Annotated in this window: 15 protein-coding genes; 8 read left to right on the forward strand and 7 right to left on the reverse strand. The window is 44.2% G+C overall.

Annotation, left to right across the window (positions count from 1 at the left end):
* The first annotated feature begins 130 nt into the window (after positions 1-130).
* Genes ACTUJY_RS05200 through ACTUJY_RS05215 form a run of 4 tightly spaced genes read left to right on the forward strand, consistent with a single transcriptional unit; the run spans position 131 to position 4,829 of the window.
* On the forward strand, positions 131-1,042 hold the full coding sequence (locus ACTUJY_RS05200) for an ABC transporter ATP-binding protein (protein ID WP_463615002.1): 912 nt from the start codon (positions 131-133) through the stop codon (positions 1,040-1,042).
* Position 1,043: 1 nt separating this feature from the next.
* Positions 1,044-1,784 (forward strand): ABC transporter permease, encoded by a 741-nt coding sequence (locus ACTUJY_RS05205; RefSeq protein ID WP_463615003.1) that lies wholly within the window; start codon positions 1,044-1,046, stop codon positions 1,782-1,784.
* Between the two features lie 12 nt (positions 1,785-1,796).
* Positions 1,797-3,689: a Gldg family protein gene (locus ACTUJY_RS05210; RefSeq protein ID WP_463615004.1), complete on the forward strand. Its 1,893-nt coding sequence runs from the start codon at positions 1,797-1,799 to the stop codon at positions 3,687-3,689.
* Positions 3,690-3,698: 9 nt separating this feature from the next.
* Positions 3,699-4,829, forward strand: coding sequence for a DUF4340 domain-containing protein (locus tag ACTUJY_RS05215; RefSeq protein ID WP_463615005.1), 1,131 nt, complete (start codon positions 3,699-3,701; stop codon positions 4,827-4,829).
* 115 nt (positions 4,830-4,944) lie between these two features.
* Here the strand turns inward: ACTUJY_RS05215 and ACTUJY_RS05220 are convergent, their stop codons facing one another.
* From ACTUJY_RS05220 to ACTUJY_RS05235, 4 genes are read right to left on the reverse strand one after another with little or no spacing between them, the layout of a single operon-like run.
* On the reverse strand, positions 4,945-6,024 hold the full coding sequence (locus ACTUJY_RS05220; protein ID WP_463615006.1) for a MaoC family dehydratase: 1,080 nt from the start codon (positions 6,022-6,024) through the stop codon (positions 4,945-4,947).
* A 2-nt stretch (positions 6,025-6,026) separates the two neighbouring features.
* Positions 6,027-6,947 (reverse strand): HpcH/HpaI aldolase/citrate lyase family protein, encoded by a 921-nt coding sequence (locus ACTUJY_RS05225; protein WP_463615007.1) that lies wholly within the window; start codon positions 6,945-6,947, stop codon positions 6,027-6,029.
* A complete protein-coding gene (locus ACTUJY_RS05230; protein WP_463615008.1) occupies positions 6,947-8,587 on the reverse strand; it encodes an acyl-CoA synthetase in 1,641 nt (546 codons plus the stop codon). The genes ACTUJY_RS05225 and ACTUJY_RS05230 overlap by 1 nt, the downstream gene beginning before the upstream one ends.
* 1 nt (position 8,588) lies before the next feature.
* Positions 8,589-9,710 carry an HpcH/HpaI aldolase/citrate lyase family protein gene (locus ACTUJY_RS05235; RefSeq protein ID WP_463615009.1) on the reverse strand — a complete coding sequence of 374 codons (1,122 nt, stop codon included), beginning with the start codon at positions 9,708-9,710 and terminating at the stop codon, positions 8,589-8,591.
* 310 nt (positions 9,711-10,020) lie between these two features.
* Here ACTUJY_RS05235 and ACTUJY_RS05240 point away from each other — a divergent pair, with 310 nt between their 5' ends.
* The gene (locus ACTUJY_RS05240) at positions 10,021-11,013 is read left to right on the forward strand and encodes an HpcH/HpaI aldolase/citrate lyase family protein (protein ID WP_463615010.1); all 993 of its coding nucleotides are present in this window, start codon (positions 10,021-10,023) and stop codon (positions 11,011-11,013) included.
* A 55-nt stretch (positions 11,014-11,068) separates the two neighbouring features.
* Here the strand turns inward: ACTUJY_RS05240 and ACTUJY_RS05245 are convergent, their stop codons facing one another.
* Positions 11,069-13,021 (reverse strand): YfiR/HmsC family protein, encoded by a 1,953-nt coding sequence (locus ACTUJY_RS05245; protein WP_463615011.1) that lies wholly within the window; start codon positions 13,019-13,021, stop codon positions 11,069-11,071.
* Positions 13,022-13,134: 113 nt separating this feature from the next.
* On the opposite strand from ACTUJY_RS05245, the gene ACTUJY_RS05250 reads away from it, so the two are divergent.
* Positions 13,135-14,679 carry a DUF3369 domain-containing protein gene (locus ACTUJY_RS05250; RefSeq protein WP_463615012.1) on the forward strand — a complete coding sequence of 515 codons (1,545 nt, stop codon included), beginning with the start codon at positions 13,135-13,137 and terminating at the stop codon, positions 14,677-14,679.
* Between the two features lie 54 nt (positions 14,680-14,733).
* Here the strand turns inward: ACTUJY_RS05250 and ACTUJY_RS05255 are convergent, their stop codons facing one another.
* Together ACTUJY_RS05255 and tesB are read right to left on the reverse strand one after the other, a co-directional pair.
* Complete coding sequence (locus ACTUJY_RS05255; RefSeq protein WP_463615013.1) at positions 14,734-17,586, reverse strand: M9 family metallopeptidase; 2,853 nt, start codon at positions 17,584-17,586, stop codon at positions 14,734-14,736.
* 279 nt (positions 17,587-17,865) lie between these two features.
* Positions 17,866-18,735 (reverse strand): acyl-CoA thioesterase II, encoded by an 870-nt coding sequence (gene tesB, locus ACTUJY_RS05260; protein ID WP_463615014.1) that lies wholly within the window; start codon positions 18,733-18,735, stop codon positions 17,866-17,868.
* 112 nt (positions 18,736-18,847) lie between these two features.
* On the opposite strand from tesB, the gene ACTUJY_RS05265 reads away from it, so the two are divergent.
* Positions 18,848-19,339 carry a tetratricopeptide repeat protein gene (locus ACTUJY_RS05265; protein WP_463615015.1) on the forward strand — a complete coding sequence of 164 codons (492 nt, stop codon included), beginning with the start codon at positions 18,848-18,850 and terminating at the stop codon, positions 19,337-19,339.
* A 3-nt stretch (positions 19,340-19,342) separates the two neighbouring features.
* Positions 19,343-21,154, forward strand: coding sequence for an alpha/beta hydrolase family protein (locus tag ACTUJY_RS05270; protein ID WP_463615016.1), 1,812 nt, complete (start codon positions 19,343-19,345; stop codon positions 21,152-21,154).
* Positions 21,155-21,164: the final 10 nt, after the last annotated feature.

Raw genomic sequence — 21,164 nt, forward strand, 5'->3', positions numbered from 1 at the left:
TGGAAAAATTTCACAAATTTACCTCTTGAAAAATCAAAATTAATCCTAATAATTTCAGCTTTCCTTTTGGCTAGTGGGTTCGATAAGCTGCTGGCCTTCCAGTGACATATTAAAAGTCGGGAGAAATAAAATGATTAAGGTAACGGGACTCACTCGCTACTTCGACGACTTTTGTGCGGTCGAAAATTTGTCTTTCGAAGTGAAAGAAGGTGATATTTTAGGATTTCTTGGTCCAAATGGCGCCGGTAAATCCACAACAATGAAAATGCTAACCGGGTTTCTTTCTGCATCGGGCGGCAATATTGAAATCAATGGTCATAATATTGAGCAGGATCCGGTTCGCTGTAAACAGCTGATCGGTTATTTGCCGGAAGGTGCTCCTGCCTACGAAGATATGACGGTCTATGACTTTTTGTATTTCATTGCCGAAGTACGAGGATACAGCGGAGATGCGCTGATTGAGCGATTGGCCGATGTGATCCGTAAAGTAGAGCTGCAAGAAGTGATTTACAAGCCGATTCAGACTTTATCAAAAGGTTTTAAGCGCCGGGTTGGGATTGCTCAAGCGATTATTCATGATCCTTTAATTTTGATCATGGATGAACCAACCGATGGTTTGGACCCCAATCAAAAGCATCAAGTGCGTAACCTGATTCGCAATATGGCGAAAGACAAGATCATTATTATTTCTACCCATATATTGGAAGAGGTCTCCGCGGTTTGTAACCGAGCCATGATTATTGCGCATGGGAAAAAATTATTTGATGGAACACCTGAAGAGCTCATTGCTCAATCTGACGAACACAATGCTATACGTGTGAACTGGGATCCGGCTCAAGATTACCAGTTTGTTAAACAAATTGAAGGGGTTGAGTCGGTACACTTAAATGGCGATCGCAAACTGCTGATAAAAGGTGACGGCGTCAAAGCTTTGGCTCCACTGGTTGCCAAACTCAATGAAAAACAAATTCAATACTCCGGATTGCAGTTAACCAGTGGACAGCTGGATGATGTTTTCCGTCAAATCACTCGAGGGGCTTAACATGAATAATTTTATGATCGGTCACTTGTTAAAGCGTGAAGTGAAAAGTTACTTTGCGACACCGCTGGCATTGGTTTTTATCATTATCTTTTTAGTGTTGTGCGGGCTATTTACTTTTGAGTTGGGTGGGTTTTATCAACGCGGGCAAGCAGAATTGGATGTTTTTTTCAGCTTTCATCCGTGGCTTTATTTATTTTTAATGCCCGCACTGGCTATGCGTATCTGGGCGGATGAACGTCGGTCTGGGACGATTGAGCTGCTACTCACTTTGCCAATTAAATTATCACAAGTCGCATTGGCAAAGTTTCTGGCGGCCTGGTTGGTGGCTGGCCTCGCTTTATTTCTCACGTTTCCTATTTGGTTTACCGTGAATTATTTGGGTGAGCCAGACAACGGAATTATATTCGCAGGCTATTTGGGAAGCTTTTTATTAGCCGGTGCGTATCTTGCCATTGGAATGTGCATATCGGCCGCGACGTCGAATCAGGTTATTGCTTTTATTTTGTCGCTCGTTGTGAGCTTTGTTTTTCTATTTATTGGTTTCCCTGCGTTACTTGACTTCTTTTCGGGTTGGTTGCCGCAATGGATAATCGATGCCATCGCATCGCTCAGCTTTTTAACGCACTTTGATGCCATATCTAAAGGTGTATTGGACCTCCGCGATGTGTTTTATTTTGCCATCGTTATTGCATTTTCATTAATCGCATCGGTGATTATCATTGATGCGAAGAAAGCAAATTAAGGAGCAAAGCGAATGAATAAATTGTTTTCTCGTTTGGGGCTGCTAACGCTTGTTGGTTTGTTTTTATTGGTGGTTACCATTAATCAATTATTGTTTAAAGGTGTAAGGTTCGATTTAACCGAAACGCAACTTTATAGTGTGAGTGACGGTACTCGCAATATTTTAAAATCGCTGGATGAACCCATCAATCTGTATTATTTTTTCTCAGAACGGGCCAGCGAGTCGCAACCAACGATTCGAAATTACGCAAAACGCGTGAGAGAGTTATTGGAGGAGTACGAAAGTTTATCGAAAGGAAAACTGGTACTGCATGTGATCGATCCGGAGCCGTTCTCTGAAGACGAAGACAAGGCTTCCGAGTTTGGATTGCAAGCAATAGGTCAAAGCGCCAGTGGTGATGATATCTATTTTGGACTGGCAGGGACCAACAGTGTCGATGACAAACAGTTACTGCCGTATTTTCATCCTGAGAAAGAGGCTTTTTTGGAATACGACATCAGTCGTCTGATTTATCGCTTGAATCAAAGTAAACAGCCAGTTCTGGGCTTGGTAGATGGTGTTTCAGCAAATGGCGGATTTGATCCTATTGCGCGTCAGCCGAAGCAAGCTTGGTATGTGATGCAACAAATTGAGCAGTTGTTCGATGTTAAAACACTGGAAAAGGATTTTACGGAACTCCCTGAGGATCTGGATTTGTTGTTATTGATACAGCCGAAAGGATTGAGTGATGAAGCGCTCTACGCCATCGATCAATATGTATTGTCCGGTGGTAAACTGGTTGTCTTTACTGATCCGAACTCTTTTGTCGATCGTCAGCCTTCTGGCCCTCAAAATCCGTTTCCGCAAAGTTTTCCAGGACAAGATTTAAACAGCCTGTTTAATGCCTGGGGATTCAACTTACCCATGGATAAAGTCGTTGCCGACAGTCAACTGGCAATGTACTTGAATATGCGAGGCCAGCGTATGCGACATCCTTTGGTATTGTCTTTAGGGCAGCAACAACTTTCTGAAGCTGAGCTTCTGGGGCAGGGGCTTGAGTCGATAAATGTTCACAGCGCCGGCGCGATTGAGTTGTTGAATAGCAATACGGATGGTAAAGATGGAGAGCAAAAAAATGCGCTGACCTTACACCCAATCATTTCGACAACGGAACAATCCATGTTAGTGGATAAATCTCGTATTCAATTTTTGCCCGATCCTTCTGAGTTGTTAAAAGATTTTCGTTCCGAAAATAAGCAACACGTTATTGCAGCTCGCATTGAAGGTGTCTTTAATTCGGCGTATTCAGACAAGATTCCAGAAGGTCAACAGGAGCAACATCTAGCAACATCCAAATCAAACTCGAATATCTTGGTGGTTGCTGATGTTGATATGTTAGCGGATATGATGTGGGTTCAGGTTCAGCAGGTATTCGGTCAGGCATTTGCGCAAGCTTTTGCCGATAACGGCGACTGGTTTTACAACTTAGTCGATGTCATGTCGGGAAGTTCTGATCTGATCGGTTTGCGAGGTCGTGGTCGATACAGTCGACCGTTTGAAGTGGTTCAAAACCTTCGTTTGGAAGCCGAAATGAAATTTCTGAGCAAAGAGCAGGAACTGCAGCAACAGTTGCAACAAACGGAACAGCAGTTAAAAGAGCTGCAAACCAATGTCAATGAGCAAGGTGTATTGGTACTTTCTCCTGAGCAAGAGCAGGCGATCAAAGATTTCCAGCAGAAAAAACTCAGCATTCGTAAAGAGCTTCGCAATGTACGGCATCAGTTGGACAAAGACATTGAAGCTTTAGGAACGCGTCTAGCAATGTTGAATATGTTTTTGATTCCTGCAGTACTCATTATTGTTGCCTTATTTGTGAGTTTGTCGCGTCGACGTGCACAGAGCCAATCTTTAAAGGATGCAGTTTAAGGAGCGATTATGACCAGTAAAAAACATCTGATTAATGCAGTCGCTACTTTCGCGGCATTATTAATCATTACTTTATTTTTAGTGAATCGAGAAAGCGATACGGATTCCTTAAGTGAGCAACCATTGTTGCTCACTGAAAGCAATTCGATCGTGAATAACATGAATCGAGTGACACTTAAAAAAGGAGAGGCCTATCTGGCGTTGAGCAAAACTGAAAAGGGATGGGGGTTACTAGAAAAAGATAATTACCCGATCAATACAGGTAAGTTGCGAGAACTGATCGATGGATTAAGCAAAGGACGTTTAGTGGAAAAGAAAACGTCTCGACCTGAGCGTTATTCTCACTTGAATGTTGCGGATCCTGGGCAAGAGGGTGAAGGAACATTATTATCCATTTTCAACGAACAACAAGCATTACTGGAGCTAATCGTTGGAAATTCCAGCAGCGGAGTTAATGGTGTCTATGTGCGCCGAAAAAACGATGCTCAAAGTTACTTGCTTGATCAGTCACTGTCGATAGCAACTGAAACGGCAGACTGGATAGACACCAAAATACTGGATATTAATGAGCAACAGGTTCGTCGTATTTCTCGACGTAACGATAAGTTGGAATACACTTTAGAGCGCGGTGATGGGGCGGAGAATTTTTCTATTAAGCCAGAGCCAGGGTCATCCAAACAACTGACTCAAGGGTACAAACTGAATGCATTGACGGGTGGTCTAAGCGGATTAACCATTACCGATGTACTCCCGGTTGCCGAGTTTAAGCCTGAAGAAAAACACCCGGAATTTGAGCTGACTTACCAGACGTTTGATGGTATTGATGTTGAGCTGAAGCACTTTAAAGTGGAAGACGATCGTTTTATGCAATTGGTGTTTAGCGAAAATCCGGATGCTGTGGCTAAAGTGGAAAGCGAAGCGCCTGAAAGCGCAGAGGATAAAGCAACTCAAGATTCTGAAACGCCTGTCGACGAAAATCAAATACCCAAAGCTGAAGAAGGTGTTGATGTTAAGAAACGACTGCAAGACTTACAGCAAAAGCATCATAAGTGGGTTTATAAGGTTTCTACCTATACTGCGGATAACCTGAATAAAACGTATGAAGACTTGCTGGAAGATAAACCTGCAAGTGATGAGTAGTTCAGTTCGTTAGTTTAAGTTTTAATGGTTGAATTGTATTTGAGCGGTCTCTTGAATACACATTGGTTCAAGAGACTGCAAAGTACATGTGTGGAAAGTATTTCGTGTCGGTATCTTAAGCTTTCCGTGGGATAAATAGCGTGTAATCCAGTTCCAATACCAAGTGAGCGTTTTCTTTTACATTTCTATCGGATTGCATAAATGCTTCCATTAATTGGGCATCACAGTTTTTAAAACCGTAGGTTTTCACGCGTAACCAGCCGATATCACGTCTGTTATCAATTTCACCTTTATCAATTATTTGAGACTGGCAAAAAATGGTATCGCCAGAAAAGCTGGGATTGACATGCGACCCACCATTAATAGCGGCCAACCACAATCCGTTGGCCAATCCATTATGGCTTAATGCACGAACCATTGAAATAATGTGGCCACCGTACACCAAGCGTTGCTCATGTTTCGAGTCTTGCATGGTGTGCGCGTCAAAATGCACTTTGGCATTGTTTTGATACAGTCGCGTAGCCAGCGAATGATCCGAGTCGTTGATGGTCATACCGTCTATATGATCGATGAGTTCTCCAGGCTGATAATCTTCCCAGAAAAACTGCGAACCACTCCAATCGCTTTCAAACGCATTAAAATTAAGTTGTTCGGGGACTAAGGTGTCAGGATTTTCTTCAAAAGACTTTAAATTGGGTTGTGAGTTTATACCCGTGGGGGCAGAGGGTGTATGTTTATGAACCATTACCCAACGTTTCCACTCCACCAAGGTTTCATGATACTGGTTTGTCGCAACAGAGTGCACATAGACCACGCCCGTTTTTCCGTTGCTGTTTTCTTTGAGGCCAATCACTTTCGACCGTACATTGACCGTATCACCAACGAAAGCGGGTTTTAAAAAGCGACATTCGGCGTAACCCAGGTTGGCAACGGCGTTTAATGAAATTTCGGGGACAGTCTTGCCAAAGGCAATATGAAACAGCAAAACGTTATCGATCGGCATGCGATCGAAACCACAAGCATGCGCCACCGTTGCCGCGCAATTTAGAACATGTCGACTGCCGGTTAATGCAATGTATAAACTGACGTCGCCTTCGGTGATGGTGCGTGGTGTGCCGTGGATCAGCAAGTCGTCAAGTTCGAAGTCTTCAAAAAAGTTTCCCGAAAACGTTTTACTGGCTTGAAATCCGGTCATGATTACTTCTCCGGCCCACAAAGCTCGCTTTGCCCAATTTTATGGACGGTGTCGTAGACCGCGATGACGCGTTCGGCCCATTCTGCCAATGAGGGTTCTACCAATCGATCGTCGAGTACGGCAATGGAGCGATCGTTCTTATTGGCTTTTTCGATAGCGTCTAAAATGCGTTTGGCTTTATTGATCTCATCTCGTTTGGGAGTGAAGGCATCGTTTGTGTAATTCAACTGGATGGGATGAATAACCGTTTTACCGTCAAACCCCAAGTCGCGCGCTTGTCGACAGGAATATTCGCAGGCTTCGATATCTTTTAAGTCGAAATGCGGTCCATCAATGACGCACTTTTTATAGGCTCGTGCAGCCAAAATGACTAACGATAAGCTGGTGAGTAATCCACTGCGATCAGGCGTAGGATTCAACTTTAGTTCGTTCGCGAGATCCGTAGTCCCCATTACAATCACTTTTAATCGATTGCTGGTTGCGGCGATCTCTTTTGCGTTTAACACTCCCAGTGGACTTTCAATATTGACCATTACATTTAAGTGCCTTCCCCCAAGGTTATCAAGGTGATAAATCGACTCTTCCAGTTGCGAAGCGGATTCCATATGTGGAAATAAAATAGCATCGATCTGCAGTTCTACGGCCGCCTTTAAATCATCGAAGCCCCAAGGGGAGTTTAACGGATTAATACGAATGACTTTTTCTGAATGGCCAAAGTTAGGATCCGACAAAAATCGCTGCACATTTTCGCGCGCCCGGACTTTCGAATCGGGTGGCACTGACTCCTGTAAGTCAAAGATGACTGAGTCGGCGTCGAGCGAGCGTGATTTTTCAATATGACGTTCGATATGAGCGGGCACGTACAACATGGTGCGTCTTGGTCGATAGTTGTAGCCGTTATTCACTGATTCATTATTGCTCATTAGGCTTTCTCCGTTTGCAGTTGTGCGCTCAGTTGTTTGCGCAAAACTTTGCCATTTTTGGTGCGCGGAAAATCTTTACAAAAATGCACGATTTTCGGAGCTTTGTATTTTGCCAGATGCTCGTTGCCGTAGCTTAACAAGTCTTCTTCGTTGACTGTGTGATTGTTGTGAGTGATGACGCAAATAGCAACCAGTGTTTTGTCTTTGCTTATTGTTTCTCCCAGCGCAACGCAATCGGCTACCGCAGGGTGAGTTTTCATTACCCGTTCCACTTCGTGCGGAGAAACACGGTAGCCAAAGGTATTGATGATGTCGTCTTTGCGGCCAATAAACCAGATGTATCCGTCTTCGTCTACCCGAGCAAAGTCGCCTGTTTTAAAGTAGCCTTGCTGTCGCGCTTTGTCGGTTTCTTCAGGTAAATTCCAGTAGTTAACGAACAAGCCCGGATCGGTCAGTGGTATACAAATCATGCCTTCTTCACCAGGCGCAACAGGTTGCATAGTGTCGTCGAGGAGTTGCACATCGTGACCGGGTTGAGGAAAACCCGCGGCGCCCGGGCGAATATCGCGTGCTTTATATTGAGAAATATAATACGACAATTCAGACATGCCAATGGCTTCGTAAACATCTTGGCCAAATCGTTCGCGCCAGGCGAGTAACATTTCATCGGATAAATGTTCACCGGCGCTCATGCAATGGCGTAACGAGAGTACATCCTGCTTGTTCAGTTTCGTTTTTTGAATAATTTGTCGGTAAATCGTTGGAACACCAATAAATATCGTGCAGTTGTGTTTTTGGATCAGCTTGGGCCAAGTTGTGGCATCATTTGGCCCTTCGTAAACCACAACGGTTTTACCGTGAAACAATGGATCCATTAACGCGGACCCTAGTACGTAGGTCCAGTTGAATTTTCCAGAGTGTAAAATGCGGTCATCGCCGTGAAAGTCGAACCAATATTGAGAAGCGGGCAGTCGCCCGATTAAGGCACGATGTGCATGTAAAACGCCTTTCGGAAAGCCTGTTGTTCCAGAGGTATAAACCAAATAGGCGGGATCATTGATTTCCGTTCGTCGTGTTGGAAACTCATGGCGTTGGCAATTCAGTTCAACATTCAGATCGAGAATTTGCAAGCCTGCCACTTTGGGTAACGAGTGAATGCTGCCTTCACCGGTTAAAAAGACTTCTTTTAAATTTGGGCAGTCACTCAATGCGAGAGATAACTCCGGCCACATACTTTTGTGCGTAACCAACGCTTTTGCGCCAGAGTCTTTTGCTAAGAATGCGACTTCATCGGCGGCGAGTAATGTTGATGTGGGGACTGCTATTGCACCGTATTTCAAACAGCCAAAAAAGGCCGTCGGGTATTCCAGTGAGTTAGGTAATCGGATTAACACCCTATCACCCTGTTCGAACATTAGGCTCGCTAACAGATTGGCAAATGCAGCTGTTTGACGTTGCAATTGATGGTAATTCATTTGCAGGGTGCCGAGCTTAGCATCCTCTAGGATAAAAGCTGTTTTATCGCCTTTGCCATCGACGACATGACGATCGATACAAGCCTCTGCAATGTTAAAGTGTTCCGGGAGTTGCCACTGCCAATCATTGCCTTCTTGAATTAAGTAATCATTCAACGCAGTCATTTTAAATCTTCCCGTAGGGCCAGTTTTCGCGGATTACGTGTACCGGTAATCGTTTTAACACGTCCATTGCAAAAGCTTTGTGCTCGGAACTGAGTGCTTTTAACGCATAAGCACGTAACAGCGTTTGTAGGGCTTTACCGAACATCGGTGGATCCAGCATTTCGCCCTCAAAGCGGATGGCTCCACCTAATAATGCGTCGGCATCTATCGCTGCCTGCAAAACGCGAACATTGCGCTGAACTTCCATTGGGCTGGGCGTAAACGCCACTTTACATAAGTGAATGTGATAAGGGTGAATAACCTGCTTACCCGTGAGCCCCATTTGTGCTTCTTCCACGGCATGTCGGTGCACTACATGAGAATTATGATCGCCGTGTAGGTCGAGCCAGCGACGCACATCGTGAGGTTCAATGTATTTTTCCGGCATAGGTGTGTCGTTAATAAGTACTTCCACACCTCCAATCACACCTTTACCCGCAATACGTGCTTCGAGTAAAAGGTTACGTAAATAGGTACGCAGTTCGTCTATCCAGCCTTCCGGCGTTAAATGGATCGCCATGGCTTTAGAAAAATCATGAATACCAAAAACAACATGAGTGACGGAGCTAAATTGCATTAAATCCGGAGCCAGCTTCAATGATCGGGGATGCTCAATGATCGGTTGAATTTCAATTTTATCGTTCACTCCAACCAGCCAGGCTGAAAGGTCACGTATTTCTGCTGCGCCGTAAACCTCTCCCGCTTTAGCAAGGATGATGACGTCAATGTGTTCGGCGACGGCTTTAATCAGTTCCAAATCTTTGTCGTATTCGGGGGTGCGGAAGGGGTTGATGCGAAGGGCAATTTGGAAGTGTTTTTCAGGGAACTTTGGGAGCTCTTGTTTCAATAATTCGCGGCTCATTTCTTTTTGTCGGCAGCCATCTTCTAAATCAAACAATAAAGTATGGGCCTGACAATGGTGAGCGTGCTTACGCATCCGTTCGGCCGCCTGTTCCATGGTTTCGTATTCCCCCTGCGCCGGATTGTATTTCACCGGAGGATAATAAAGCTGTATCCCCGGCCAGAATCCACCCAGCACCAATTGCTCATCGACGTTGTCGAGAAACGCGTACTCGTAATTCATCGCCTTGTCCTATCATTGTGCTTATGTTTGCTCCCCTAAGCATAGTTAATATCTGCTAACAGAGAGCTGTTTATTATGGTTGTATATTGCAGTGCAATAATACTAAAACACACTTAAACGGGCATTTCAATCACTTGTTTGAATTTTTTATTGCCTGATGCAAAAGACTCTAGTAAGGTGATATTAGGTTTATTGCAGTGCAAAATTCAAACAAAGCAGTGGTGTTGTTAATAGTCGCCACCGCTGATCTATAATCCCAAAAATCGATAGGACCATCGCTGAATAAGGCGGTGGCGAGAGGAGGAAAGCAATGAGCCAAAAAGTACATCCTAATGATGCGCTATTTGAAGGTGAAAAACCGTTTCCGGTGATTCCCAGTTGCGAGCATTTTGCAGGAAGTGAAAAACTGATCCGCAAAGCGCTGGCACTGCAGGATAAACTGGGGCCGGTATTCGACATAACCTGTGATTGTGAAGATGGCGCAGCTGCCGGAAAAGAAGTTGAACATGCGGAAATGGTGGCTTCGGTTATTGGTTCCGATGAAAACAAATACGACATGGCCGGCGTACGTATACATGATTATTCGCATCCGGATTGGAAACAGGATGTGGACATTTTGGTTCCTAAAGTGGGCGAGCGACTCGCTTACATTACTATCCCGAAACCCACTGAAGCTGCCCAAGTGGCGGAAATGGTGCATTACATTCAACAAGTGGCAAAAGATGCGGGAATTAAGCGGGAAATTCCTATACACGTGTTGATTGAAACACATGGCGCTTTGCATCAAGTGTGGAAAATCGCCAAGTTACCTTGGATTCAGGTTTTGGACTTCGGCATGATGGACTTTGTGTCTGGACATCACGGTGCTATTCCGGCATCAGCCATGCGTTCACCAGGTCAATTTGACCATCCCATTTTGGCTCGCGCCAAATCAGAAATGGTCGCTGCGGCACTGGCCAACGGCATTGTTCCGGCCCATAACGTGACGCTTGATTTGAAAAACCCATATCAAACCTATAAGGATGCCGAACGCGCTCGCTCCGAATTTGGGTTCTTACGTATGTGGAGTATTTATCCCACGCAAATAAAAGCCATTATCGATGCGATGAAGCCAGACTATTCTGAAATTGAAGATGCGATCGGAATCTTAACCGCTGCTCAAGATGCAGAGTGGGGGCCAATTCAATACAAAGGCGAATTGCATGATCGTGCGACCTATCGTTATTATTGGGAGTTGTTGCAACGAGCACAGGTGAGCGGCGAGTCATTACCTGATGAAGTTGTGAAGCGCTTTTTCGAATAGGGCGTCATTACACGTCAAGGGTGTGGCATGTGTCACGCCCTGAATGAATGCTTTTTTAGGCCGCCATACCATTCGTTTTTTGTTGTTCACCCACTTCAAAAGGTAACGTTAAACGAAAATGAGCACCGTCTGTGTGCGGTAAGCATTCAATGTGCCCCTGCATTTTTTGTGTCACCAAGTTATAGCAAATGTGCAGCCCTAAACCCGTACCACCATCGCGCCGATTTGTCGTAAAAAATGGCTCAAATACATGAGCGCGTACGGTTTCCGGAATGCCTTTGCCATTATCCAAATAATCGATACACACCCTGTGATCCTGTCGTTGAACGTTGATGGTAATCTGCCCGTTACTTATATCTTTAAACCCGTGAATGACGGAATTTACAATTAGATTAGTGATCACCTGCGCGAAAATTCCAGGATAGCTGAGTACGGACAATTGCTCGTCGCATTCAATGTGTACCTGATGTTTTTTCTGTTTCAATTTATGATGTAGGTTTTGTGTGACTTCTTTTAAATATTGTTTGATGTGGAAGTTGCGTTTTTCGTCGGTGGTTTGATCGGCAGAAACTTGTTTAAAGCTGCGAATTAATTCACTGGCACGTACTAGGTTTCGGTTAAGAATATCTCCCGACTCTTCCATTTCTTCAATCAACCGCTCCAGTTGTGAGCGTTTGAGTTCTCCTGTTTGGTAATACACTTTAAAGTCTTTAATGATTTCGGTTATATGAGATGCTGAAGTAACGCTGACACCAATCGGTGTGTTGATTTCGTGGGCTACACCGGCGACTAATCCACCTAAAGCGGCCATTTTTTCAGACGCGACTAACTGCTCCTGAGTGGTTTTTAATTCGTGGTTGATTCGCTCTAACTCAGCGTTTTTCTGCTCCAATTTCATATTGATTTTTTGTTTTAATTTAGCACTCCGGTAAATCAAGATAATAATTATAACAATAAATACAATAAATATAATCGAACCGTAAAGCGCTGTGGTTTGGGTTTTAATCGTAAGGCTTTGTTCGGCAATAGATTCGGATTGCTGTCGTACTTTTTCTTGAAAATCCAAAAGATCTTTTTTCTGCTTTTCTATTTCTCGTGTTTGGCGCAATAACAATTCTTTATTTTTATCAATCAGCTCAGATAAATCGCTTATGGCACTGGTTTTTTGTTGTAATTCGGCTTGTTTCACTTCCAGCAGTTGATTGTTGTTGTTGAGCTCTTCCCGACTTACTTGCAAGGAATCCATCATTGCTTGATATTCGGACTGCAGTTGATCGTATTTCGTTTTGTACTCGTTAATGGATTGATCCAGAGACGTCAATTGCTTTTGTTGACGCTCTAGTTGGTTTTGTTTTTCTGTTACCTGAAGTTGCAGTTCTTTAAACTCTAAGGTTTGTTTTTGCAGCTGTTGACGAGAAAGCTCAAGACTTTGTTCCATATCTTTAACGAGTGTTGCAATTTCGATTTCCGTTCCGCCGAGGATCACAATGTCAGGATCCGCTTTTAATTTTTGATACACCAAATTGTACCGGTTTATTTCAAAAGATAGGGTTTGATCGGCGTTATGAATAAAATTGATTCCAATTTTTGATTTATCGGCGTAATCTTCTGTAATCAAAAGAATAGGTTTGTCACTAATGCGTTGACTGATGGTTTTTACCTGATCATTTTGGGATGCATCGACGATGATCATATCTGCGGGTAACAAATCGTTAATGCGACGAGCTTGTTTTAATTCAATGGAGAGGTTGCGAACGCTTCTCCCTGAAATTTTTTGCATGGCAGTCCAGTATTGGCGATCATTGCCAAGGTACACTAAAACCAGTTTGTCTCGCTGGGACTCGTCAGGCCACTGGGTGTAACGAAGAAAATTATAAATATAAGCGAGTTTGAGTTCGTGTTCTGTCGGCTGCGCTGCAAATAAGGAAACGGGCGCCATCCAGACAGACAATAGCAAAAAAACGCTTAATAGCGTTAAATAGTGTGTTTGAGTAAACAAACGTCCCATATTCTGGCCACGTGGTTGGGGTAAATGTAAGTATAGATAAAAATTGGAGTCTTAAGGGTTCTATGACTATAACTATATTAGTGATATTACAATAAATAGTAGATGATTGATAAATGACCGAGATAGACGATACGTTAAAGTTTGCAGAAGAAGGAGATTTCACATCACAGGAAAAGCTGGAGTCCCTTAAGTGGTATCTGTTGGTTGTGGATGATGAGCCTGAAGTTCATCAGGTGACTCGTTTGGCATTGAAGAACTTTGAGTTTGCCTCCCGCCCCCTGCAAATCGACTCTGCGTACTCTGCTGAAGAAGCGAAACAACAGCTGCTTCAGCAGGAATATGCGGTTATTTTGCTCGATGTCGTCATGGAAACGGATCATGCGGGACTCGACTTGGTCCATTGGATCAGGAACGAAAACAAGAACTCTCATATTCGAATTGTGCTGCGCACCGGCCAACCTGGCCAGGCTCCGGAAAAGTCTGTAATTGTTGAATACGATATTAACGATTACAAAGAAAAAACCGAGTTAACCTCCAATAAACTCCACACCCTAATGCATGCCAGCTTACGCTCATACCGAGATATTATGGCGCTGTATCGCAATAAACTCGGGTTGGAAAGCATCATAATGGGGACCGATAAAATTTTCAGTCAGCACTCACTCATGGATTTCACCCAGGGCGCTCTGGAGCAGCTCGCCAGTCTACTGCAAGCCGATGAGGGGGCTTTTTACGGCAATATAGAAGGGATCGCGGCCACACACGACGAGACTGAAAGCCGGATTCTTGCGGCTACTGGGCCCTATAAACCGCATATTTCTGGCAGTTTGGAATCGGCCATTGCCAAGGTTCCCGCCGTTGAAATACATAACGCTTTGCAAAAAGAAGGACTTCACTTTGGTGAAGATTATGTCATTGGTGTCTACCAGTCGCATTTAAAGCGTAAAAATGTGCTATTTATGGATGGGCTACCGACATTAAGTTTACTTGATGAACGGTTATTGCAAATTTTTTGCAATCACCTAGGCGTGGCTTTCGATAATATTAGTTTGCTCGAAGAAGTGGAAGTGACGCAAAGGGAGCTGGTGTATCGTTTAAGTGAAGCGGTCGAAAGCCGTTCTAAAGAAACCAGTAACCACGTAAAGCGAATGGCGCATATTAGCCGTTTATTGGGAAAATCGGTTGGGTTGGACGAACATGAGCTCGAGGTGTTATTTACCGCGTCACCGCTCCATGATATCGGAAAAATTGCTACACCCGATCATATACTCAATAAACCCGGTAAACTGACCGCTGATGAGTGGGAAATTATGAAAGCGCACGCCAGTATTGGTTATGAGATATTGGCGGGGTCAAAACTCGAAGTGTTAAATGCAGGTGCCATAATTGCTCGTGATCATCATGAAAAGTGGGATGGTACAGGGTATCCGGACGGTAAAAAAGGCGAGGAGATTCATCTTTATGGGCGTATTGCGGCCATAGCGGATGTGTTTGACGCGTTGTATAACCGTCGTTGTTATAAAGAAGCTTGGCCAATTGGCAGAATTATTCAGTTATTCAACGAAGAAAAAGGAAAACATTTTGATCCGGAGCTGGTCGAAAAGTTGTTGTTTCGGATTGATCGAGTGGTCAGTATTCAAAACGAATTTCCTGATTGATTGTGTTGCTAGTGAGTCCACAAAGGCGCCAAAGGGCGCCTTTGTGCTTTAAGTCTATTGCGTTGTAATCAATAATGTTGCTTGATCAAAAGAGGGTTCCGATTTTAACGTCACGTAAAACCAACCCTCTTGAGGGGCGTTAATGGTTACCGATTCGGCGTTTCCAGTGTTTTGAGAGTGAGCATCGAAATCTGTACTGCTGGCCCAGCCGTTGTCTTTAACGTACAGGTCTAAATTGCCAGTCCCGTGATCGGTTTTAATCGTAACCGATTGGGTACCTGGCGGGATGTAAGTGTACAAATAACGGTATGTTGCGCCTCCCGAAATACACGTGGCGGTCCCTATTTCAACATTGCCAGAATCGATACCAGTACTATTACTGCAAGCATCGGGAATGGAGGTCGAAGCGGCCTGATAGTCTGCCACTAAGCTTAAGCCTGAAAATGCGCTGAAAGCTTTAACTCTTACGTACCAGCGTCCTTCTGCAGGATTACTAAAGGAACAGCTTTCAGAGTTGCCTCCTTGATAAGGACGACATTCGTAAACGGTATCTGTCGGTAGGCTACCGGAACTTACGTATAAATCTGCGTCACCTGTTCCACCACTGATATCAACGGTTAGGTTGGTTGCGCCTTGTGGAACGTCGATAAAGTACCAAAGCGACTCACCGGCTTGAGCCTGACTGAGCGGTGATTCAACCACGCCTTTGGTTAAAGGGAGCTCTGTTGAACCACTATCGGTATTAAAGCTGGCTTCTAACGTAACATTACTGAACGCTTGATAAGCTTTGACTCTGACATACCATCGACCAATTTGTGGTGATTCAATGGTGCAGGTTTCGTTATTTCCACCTTGATAGGGGCGACAATTGTATTGACTGTCGGTTGCTGGGTCGCCAAACCGAACATAAAGATCAGCGTCACCGGAACCGCCTTGAATGTGTACTGTTAATTGAGTCGCTGCTTGCGGTACATCGATGTAAAACTCGAGAGATTGTCCTGCAGAAGGTTCACTTAGACCGGAAACGGGCACACCGCTGCTCAGTTCGGTGGGTGTTGGGGTGGGAGGGGTTCCGTTACCTATTCCATCGGGTATCGAATCATCGCTTTGCACTTGCAGCAGCCAGCTGTTCCATTCTGAATTGTAACTGCTTCCAATTTCATTGATATAGCTCAGATAGCTGTCATACTGACCTTGTCGCAATAAAGCGAGTATTTGAACGACATCGTCACTGTGTCTTTCAAACATAAAACGCACCGCCAAATATCCCCAGCGATAAATACGGTCCGTACCGCTGTTGTAGGTATTGGCAAATAGGGTGCTTAATGAATAGGCTTGAGAGCTCGCTGCAGCGACGGCGTCGTCGTTTCGGTTTTTCTTCGATATGTACTCAGCTAAACCCTCTATCCACCAAACCGTCTTGTGAGAGCTGGTTCTAGCATCGCCAAAATCGCCGTGCATATTATACCGGCCATCAAGGTAATGAACATATTCATGAGTTAAATTCCAGACTTCAAAATCGGGACGCAACCAATCGGCTTCGTGAGCGATAAATCGAGCCTGATTATCAGGGTTAGCAGGGTTACCCTCTAGGTACATGCCACCATTGTTGGTGCTGATACCAAAAAATAAACCGGCGTAGGTGTCGTAGTTTTCCCAATCATCAAAAACGACGACTTCCAAGTCGGTGTTCAGATCATTGGCTACGGGCGTTTGATGGGTGTCTAACATTTGATGAAAAAATGACTCTTGTGCGCTCATTTTGCCACATGAGTCAGACATCTGTGTTGGATTCATATCTTGCGCGCGAATCTTTAACGTTGCGCTACAGGTATGGTTGTGCTGCAACACTTGATCTTCGAGCTCGCTTTCGAAATTGCACGTATTGTAATAGTTACAATCGTCGTAATCATTGGCTACCGAAGCCGTACGGATCCAGACTTTACTGCCTGTGCCATTCATATCGTAAAGCGATAACGTTTGTTGTACTTGGCTTCTGGTCGCAGAAAATAACGTACCGGTTTGGAATTGCAATAGTCGGGCGAGTTCGCCTCCAGCATTGACTTGCATAAAAGACGCTTCGCTGGAGAGCATCCAGCTTTGTCGAGAAAATTGCCCGAGCAGTGAAGCCAGTTCTGTGTCATTGACGACGGCCGCTTTAAAGTCATCATTCCACTGCCCTCGAAACAAAATGGTGAACACGCCATTTACGGCATTTCGCATGTACCAGTGTTGAGCCATCGATTGGTCCCAGCGTGTCAGCCACTGCTTCACAACCGGTAAATAACGCGCCTGCTCATTGGCACTGTCCATTAAAACGATGGCATCACCGATATTGCGTCCGTGTTGATCACTGCTGCGATAAAAGTCGGAGTTGTTCACTAAATTATCCAACGCAGCTCTAACTGCAGTGGTCACTTGACTGCCATAGGCTGGTACATCGTTTGAGTTGTAAAACTGAATGTAATATCCAGTCCGTAAGAATAAATACAAGTTGCCAATATCGTTTGGCCCCGAGTTAAAGGCATAGTTACTGGCAAGAGAGGCCGTAGCGTTCGCAACGTCGGTCATGTTATCGGGTTGAAAAGCTGCGAAGCTGGTGCTGTTTGCGGTGAACAGTTCGTTTAAACAACTGGTGTCTGAATTACGAATATGGGTAACCAACTCATTGCCTTTTTTGTTGGCAAAACCGGCCATATCGCAAGGCGCTTTATTTAAACTGCTTTGTTTTGAAGCTAATGAATCCGTTTGAATGGGTTGATATTTCGGTTCTACCGGAGCTACAACAGGGCTTGCGCTATTTGCGGCATAGCTGGTGGGAGGGGGAGATTGCGCCCATATCAATGAGCTTAAGGTGGGGGCAATCATTGCCAATGTTATTACCCCGGTTTGGGTTAAGGTTTTCATATTGGTCCTCGAGTTTTCGATCTAATTATTGTATGGGGTATGTGGACTGCGATTGACTCACATAGTGGGGATGTAGTGACTGCTTAAACTTTATACATCGACTAAACTATAGCGCATAGATATATTGTATACAATATATTGGATTAATGGTCCGATAAGAGACGCAAAGCGCGGGGAGAAGGCCGTCCTATTTCTTTGAGTAATAGGAATAGGTGATCGTAAAAAAGCCGATCCAGTCGCCGGCTTTTTTGTTTAATGGAAACGAGTATGAAAACTTAGTTACGATTTAGGCTTGGCAAAACGCATGACACCCTCTTGTGCGGTGCTCGCAACCAGCAGTCCATTTTTATCGAAAAAGCGACCTAAAACAAACCCTCTTTCGTTGGATGCCGAAGGGCTTTCGATGGCGTACAGCAACCAGTCATCGAATCGAAAATTACGATGAAACCACATGGAATGATCGATCGTCGCCATTTGAAAGTTGGGCGTTAAAAAAGATACACCGTGAGGCAAGGTGGCAGTAGGGAGAAAACTAAAGTCAGAAGCGTAAGCGAGTAGGTACTTATGAATGCGTGGATCGTCTGGTAAAGTGCCATTGGCTTTCATCCAAACGTGGCGAACAGGTGTTGCTTTTTCGGGTTTTAGTGGGTTGTGAAATTCAACCGGACGAATCTCAATGGGTTTATCGCAGGTAAACTTAGCGCGCAGTTTTTCGGGGATGTGCTCGGCGTATTTTCGAGCAATCTCGACTTCCGAAGGCAGGCCATCCGGTAATGCGACATTCGGCATTGCCGACTGGTGATCAAAACCACTTTGGCTGATGTGGAATGATGCGGTTAAATAAAAAATTGTTTTTCCATGTTGAATGGCTTTCACTCTGCGACTTGAAATACTTCGGCCGTCTCGAATGGTTTCAACATCATAGACTACGGGCTGCTGCGAATCACCAGGCAATAAAAAGTAGCAGTGGAATGAGTGCGCGGAACGTTTTTGATCGATGGTTTGTTTGGCGGCAGATAAAGCCTGACCGATCACTTGACCTCCAAACAATTGTGGAAAACCCAAATCCTGACTTTGTCCGCGAAAGAGTTTTGCTTCAATGCGCTCCAACTGGAGTAATTCAACCAGTTGTTCTAATACCTGACTCATGTTTTATAGCCGCTTTCTTTATTGGTTAAGTAATTGTAGGCGAATAGCATTGACACCGCTATCCTTCGACTAGGACAATGTGACCGCATGGACCTGAACAGGGGATAACAAGATGAAAACTGTGCAAAGGTTGTTCGTATTTTTGAGTTGCGGGCTTTTGCTAACGGCATGTGCAAACCAAACCGCGTTGGAAAAAAGCATCGACACACTGATCGAAGAAGCTGACGAAGGGAAAATTGCATCCGCTCATGCGTTGTGCTTTCGTATCAGCAATGGTATTGACGTTGAAATGGATGATGATAAGGCGTATTACTGGTGCAAGCGGGCTTCGCAATCGCAAAATCCTAAGTCGATGACTTTGTTAGCCGATTTATACTATCACGGGCGAGGAACGGCACAGGATTACCGCAAAGCCTTTAAGCTTTACCATTACGCTGCGGAACGTGGCATCGAAAAAGCTATGTATATGTTATATCACCACTTTCATAATGGGTTAGGTGTTGCTAAGGATGATACTGAAGCCAGGTATTACCTTAATCGTGCAGCAGCGCGAAATTATCAACCGGCCAAGCAACTGAAAACAGAACTACTATTACAAGAATAATTCATGATAACTCATTCGATTTTGCGCGGTGTTTTATTGGCCGTTATTACCCTACCTTGTTTTACGCAAGAGCCATTTGATATTAATCATTGGTTCGTACCAGAAACACAAATTCCAGTACAATTGTCGCCCGATGGTGATCGCGTTCTCTGGTTTTTAACCGGTGACGACAATGCGTTAATGTTACAACACTTACAGGGAGAAGAAGCGCTTCAGTTCACATGGTCTAAAAGTGAAACATTTTTAAATGCGCAGTTTATTTCGAACCACAGGCTCTTGTTACACACTCAAACTTCTCAACGACAGCATCGTTTATACGCTATTGATATTAAAGGCAAACATCAGAAGCTTTTGATTGAACAAAAAACGCCATTCATTCTTGCCGATAATAATCACAATGATCAAAATGTGTGGATACTGCAAGCAACACAATTAAAACGTTTTAGTTTTCAAACGCGTCTGTTTGATCGTTCGGTTGATGTGCCTGAGTTGATGGTATCGGTCAGCTTGAGTAATGCTGGCGAACCTTGTTTAGCCATTGCCGAGTCGGGTAATGTGTTTAACTTTGGTCGAGAAGGATGGCAATCCTTTGACAACACATCACATATGCATGCTATTAAAGCGAATGGTGAATGCAATAAGTTTTGGAGTATTCTAACACTTAAAGGCAATACGCGCAGTTTCTACGAACTTTCAAACACTGATAACGAAAAATTACTTTATCAAAACGAAACGTTTGATATTGATAATTTTTTACTCGCACCCGATCGCTCAAAAGTAAGTGCCATTAGCTTCGATGACCAATTGCCTAAAGTGTATGCGTTTACACCCAATATCAGTAAGTTGATTACAATTTTGGAACAACACAAGGAGCGCAGCCATTGGCAATCACTTGGGCAAAGTGTCGATGGTCAACGTTGGTTATTGGCAATACAGTCGCCAACGCTACCTCAATCTATCGTTTGGGTTGATCTTAATGCAAATCGAGTCGTGCGCCTTACTGGTTTGTTGCCTGATTATCAGAATCGAAAATGGGCCAACACTCACATTGTTTCGTTGGAAGGGCGGTCTTCGAGCGAGTTGTTCGGTTATTTTACTCAACCGTTAGATTTCAACGTTTCCGCGCCCATCATTATCAAATTGCATGGTGGCCCATATTCGGTGCGAGACTTATGGCGCTTCGATCCGGAAGCGCAATGGTTAGCCGATCGTGGTGTTGCTACGTTAACCATTAATTATCGAGGCTCATCGGGTATGGGGAGACGCTTTCAGCAGCAGGCTTACGGGCGCTTAAGAGAGACGCTGGAAGAGGATATTGAAAATATACTTGAGGCAACAAGAAAGCAATTTCAATTGAAAGATAATTTACTGTGTTTTTATGGTGCCAGTTTTGGTGGTTTTGCGGCGCTTTCGGAAATGATTGAAAATGCTGGTGACTATCGGTGTGCCATATTAGTGTCGTCTGTGGTGAGCTTACCGAAAGTGTTTCAGGCTTTGCGTAACGATGAAGATAAGAAACATTTTATTGAGCAATTTGGTGACATCAAAAACAAGGAATGGTCGAATAGAAACGATCTCCTGTTGCATCTAGAGGATATTAAGCAGCCCGTTTTGGTTATTTATGGCGAGCAGGATCAAGTGGTATCACCGGAGCACAGTGTTGAACTGATCCGTCAGTTAAAACAACGTCAGAAACCTGTTGAGTCGTTGGTTCTGCCTCGATCCGGTCATCAAATAGAAGACGCGGAAGAGCGTCGAGCCATGTATGCAAAAATTAAATCGTTTTTGAGCGCGTTGCAATTAATAAAAGATTAATGTTTAAACA

The sequence above is a fragment of the Pleionea sp. WD8-19 genome, from assembly GCF_055326765.1.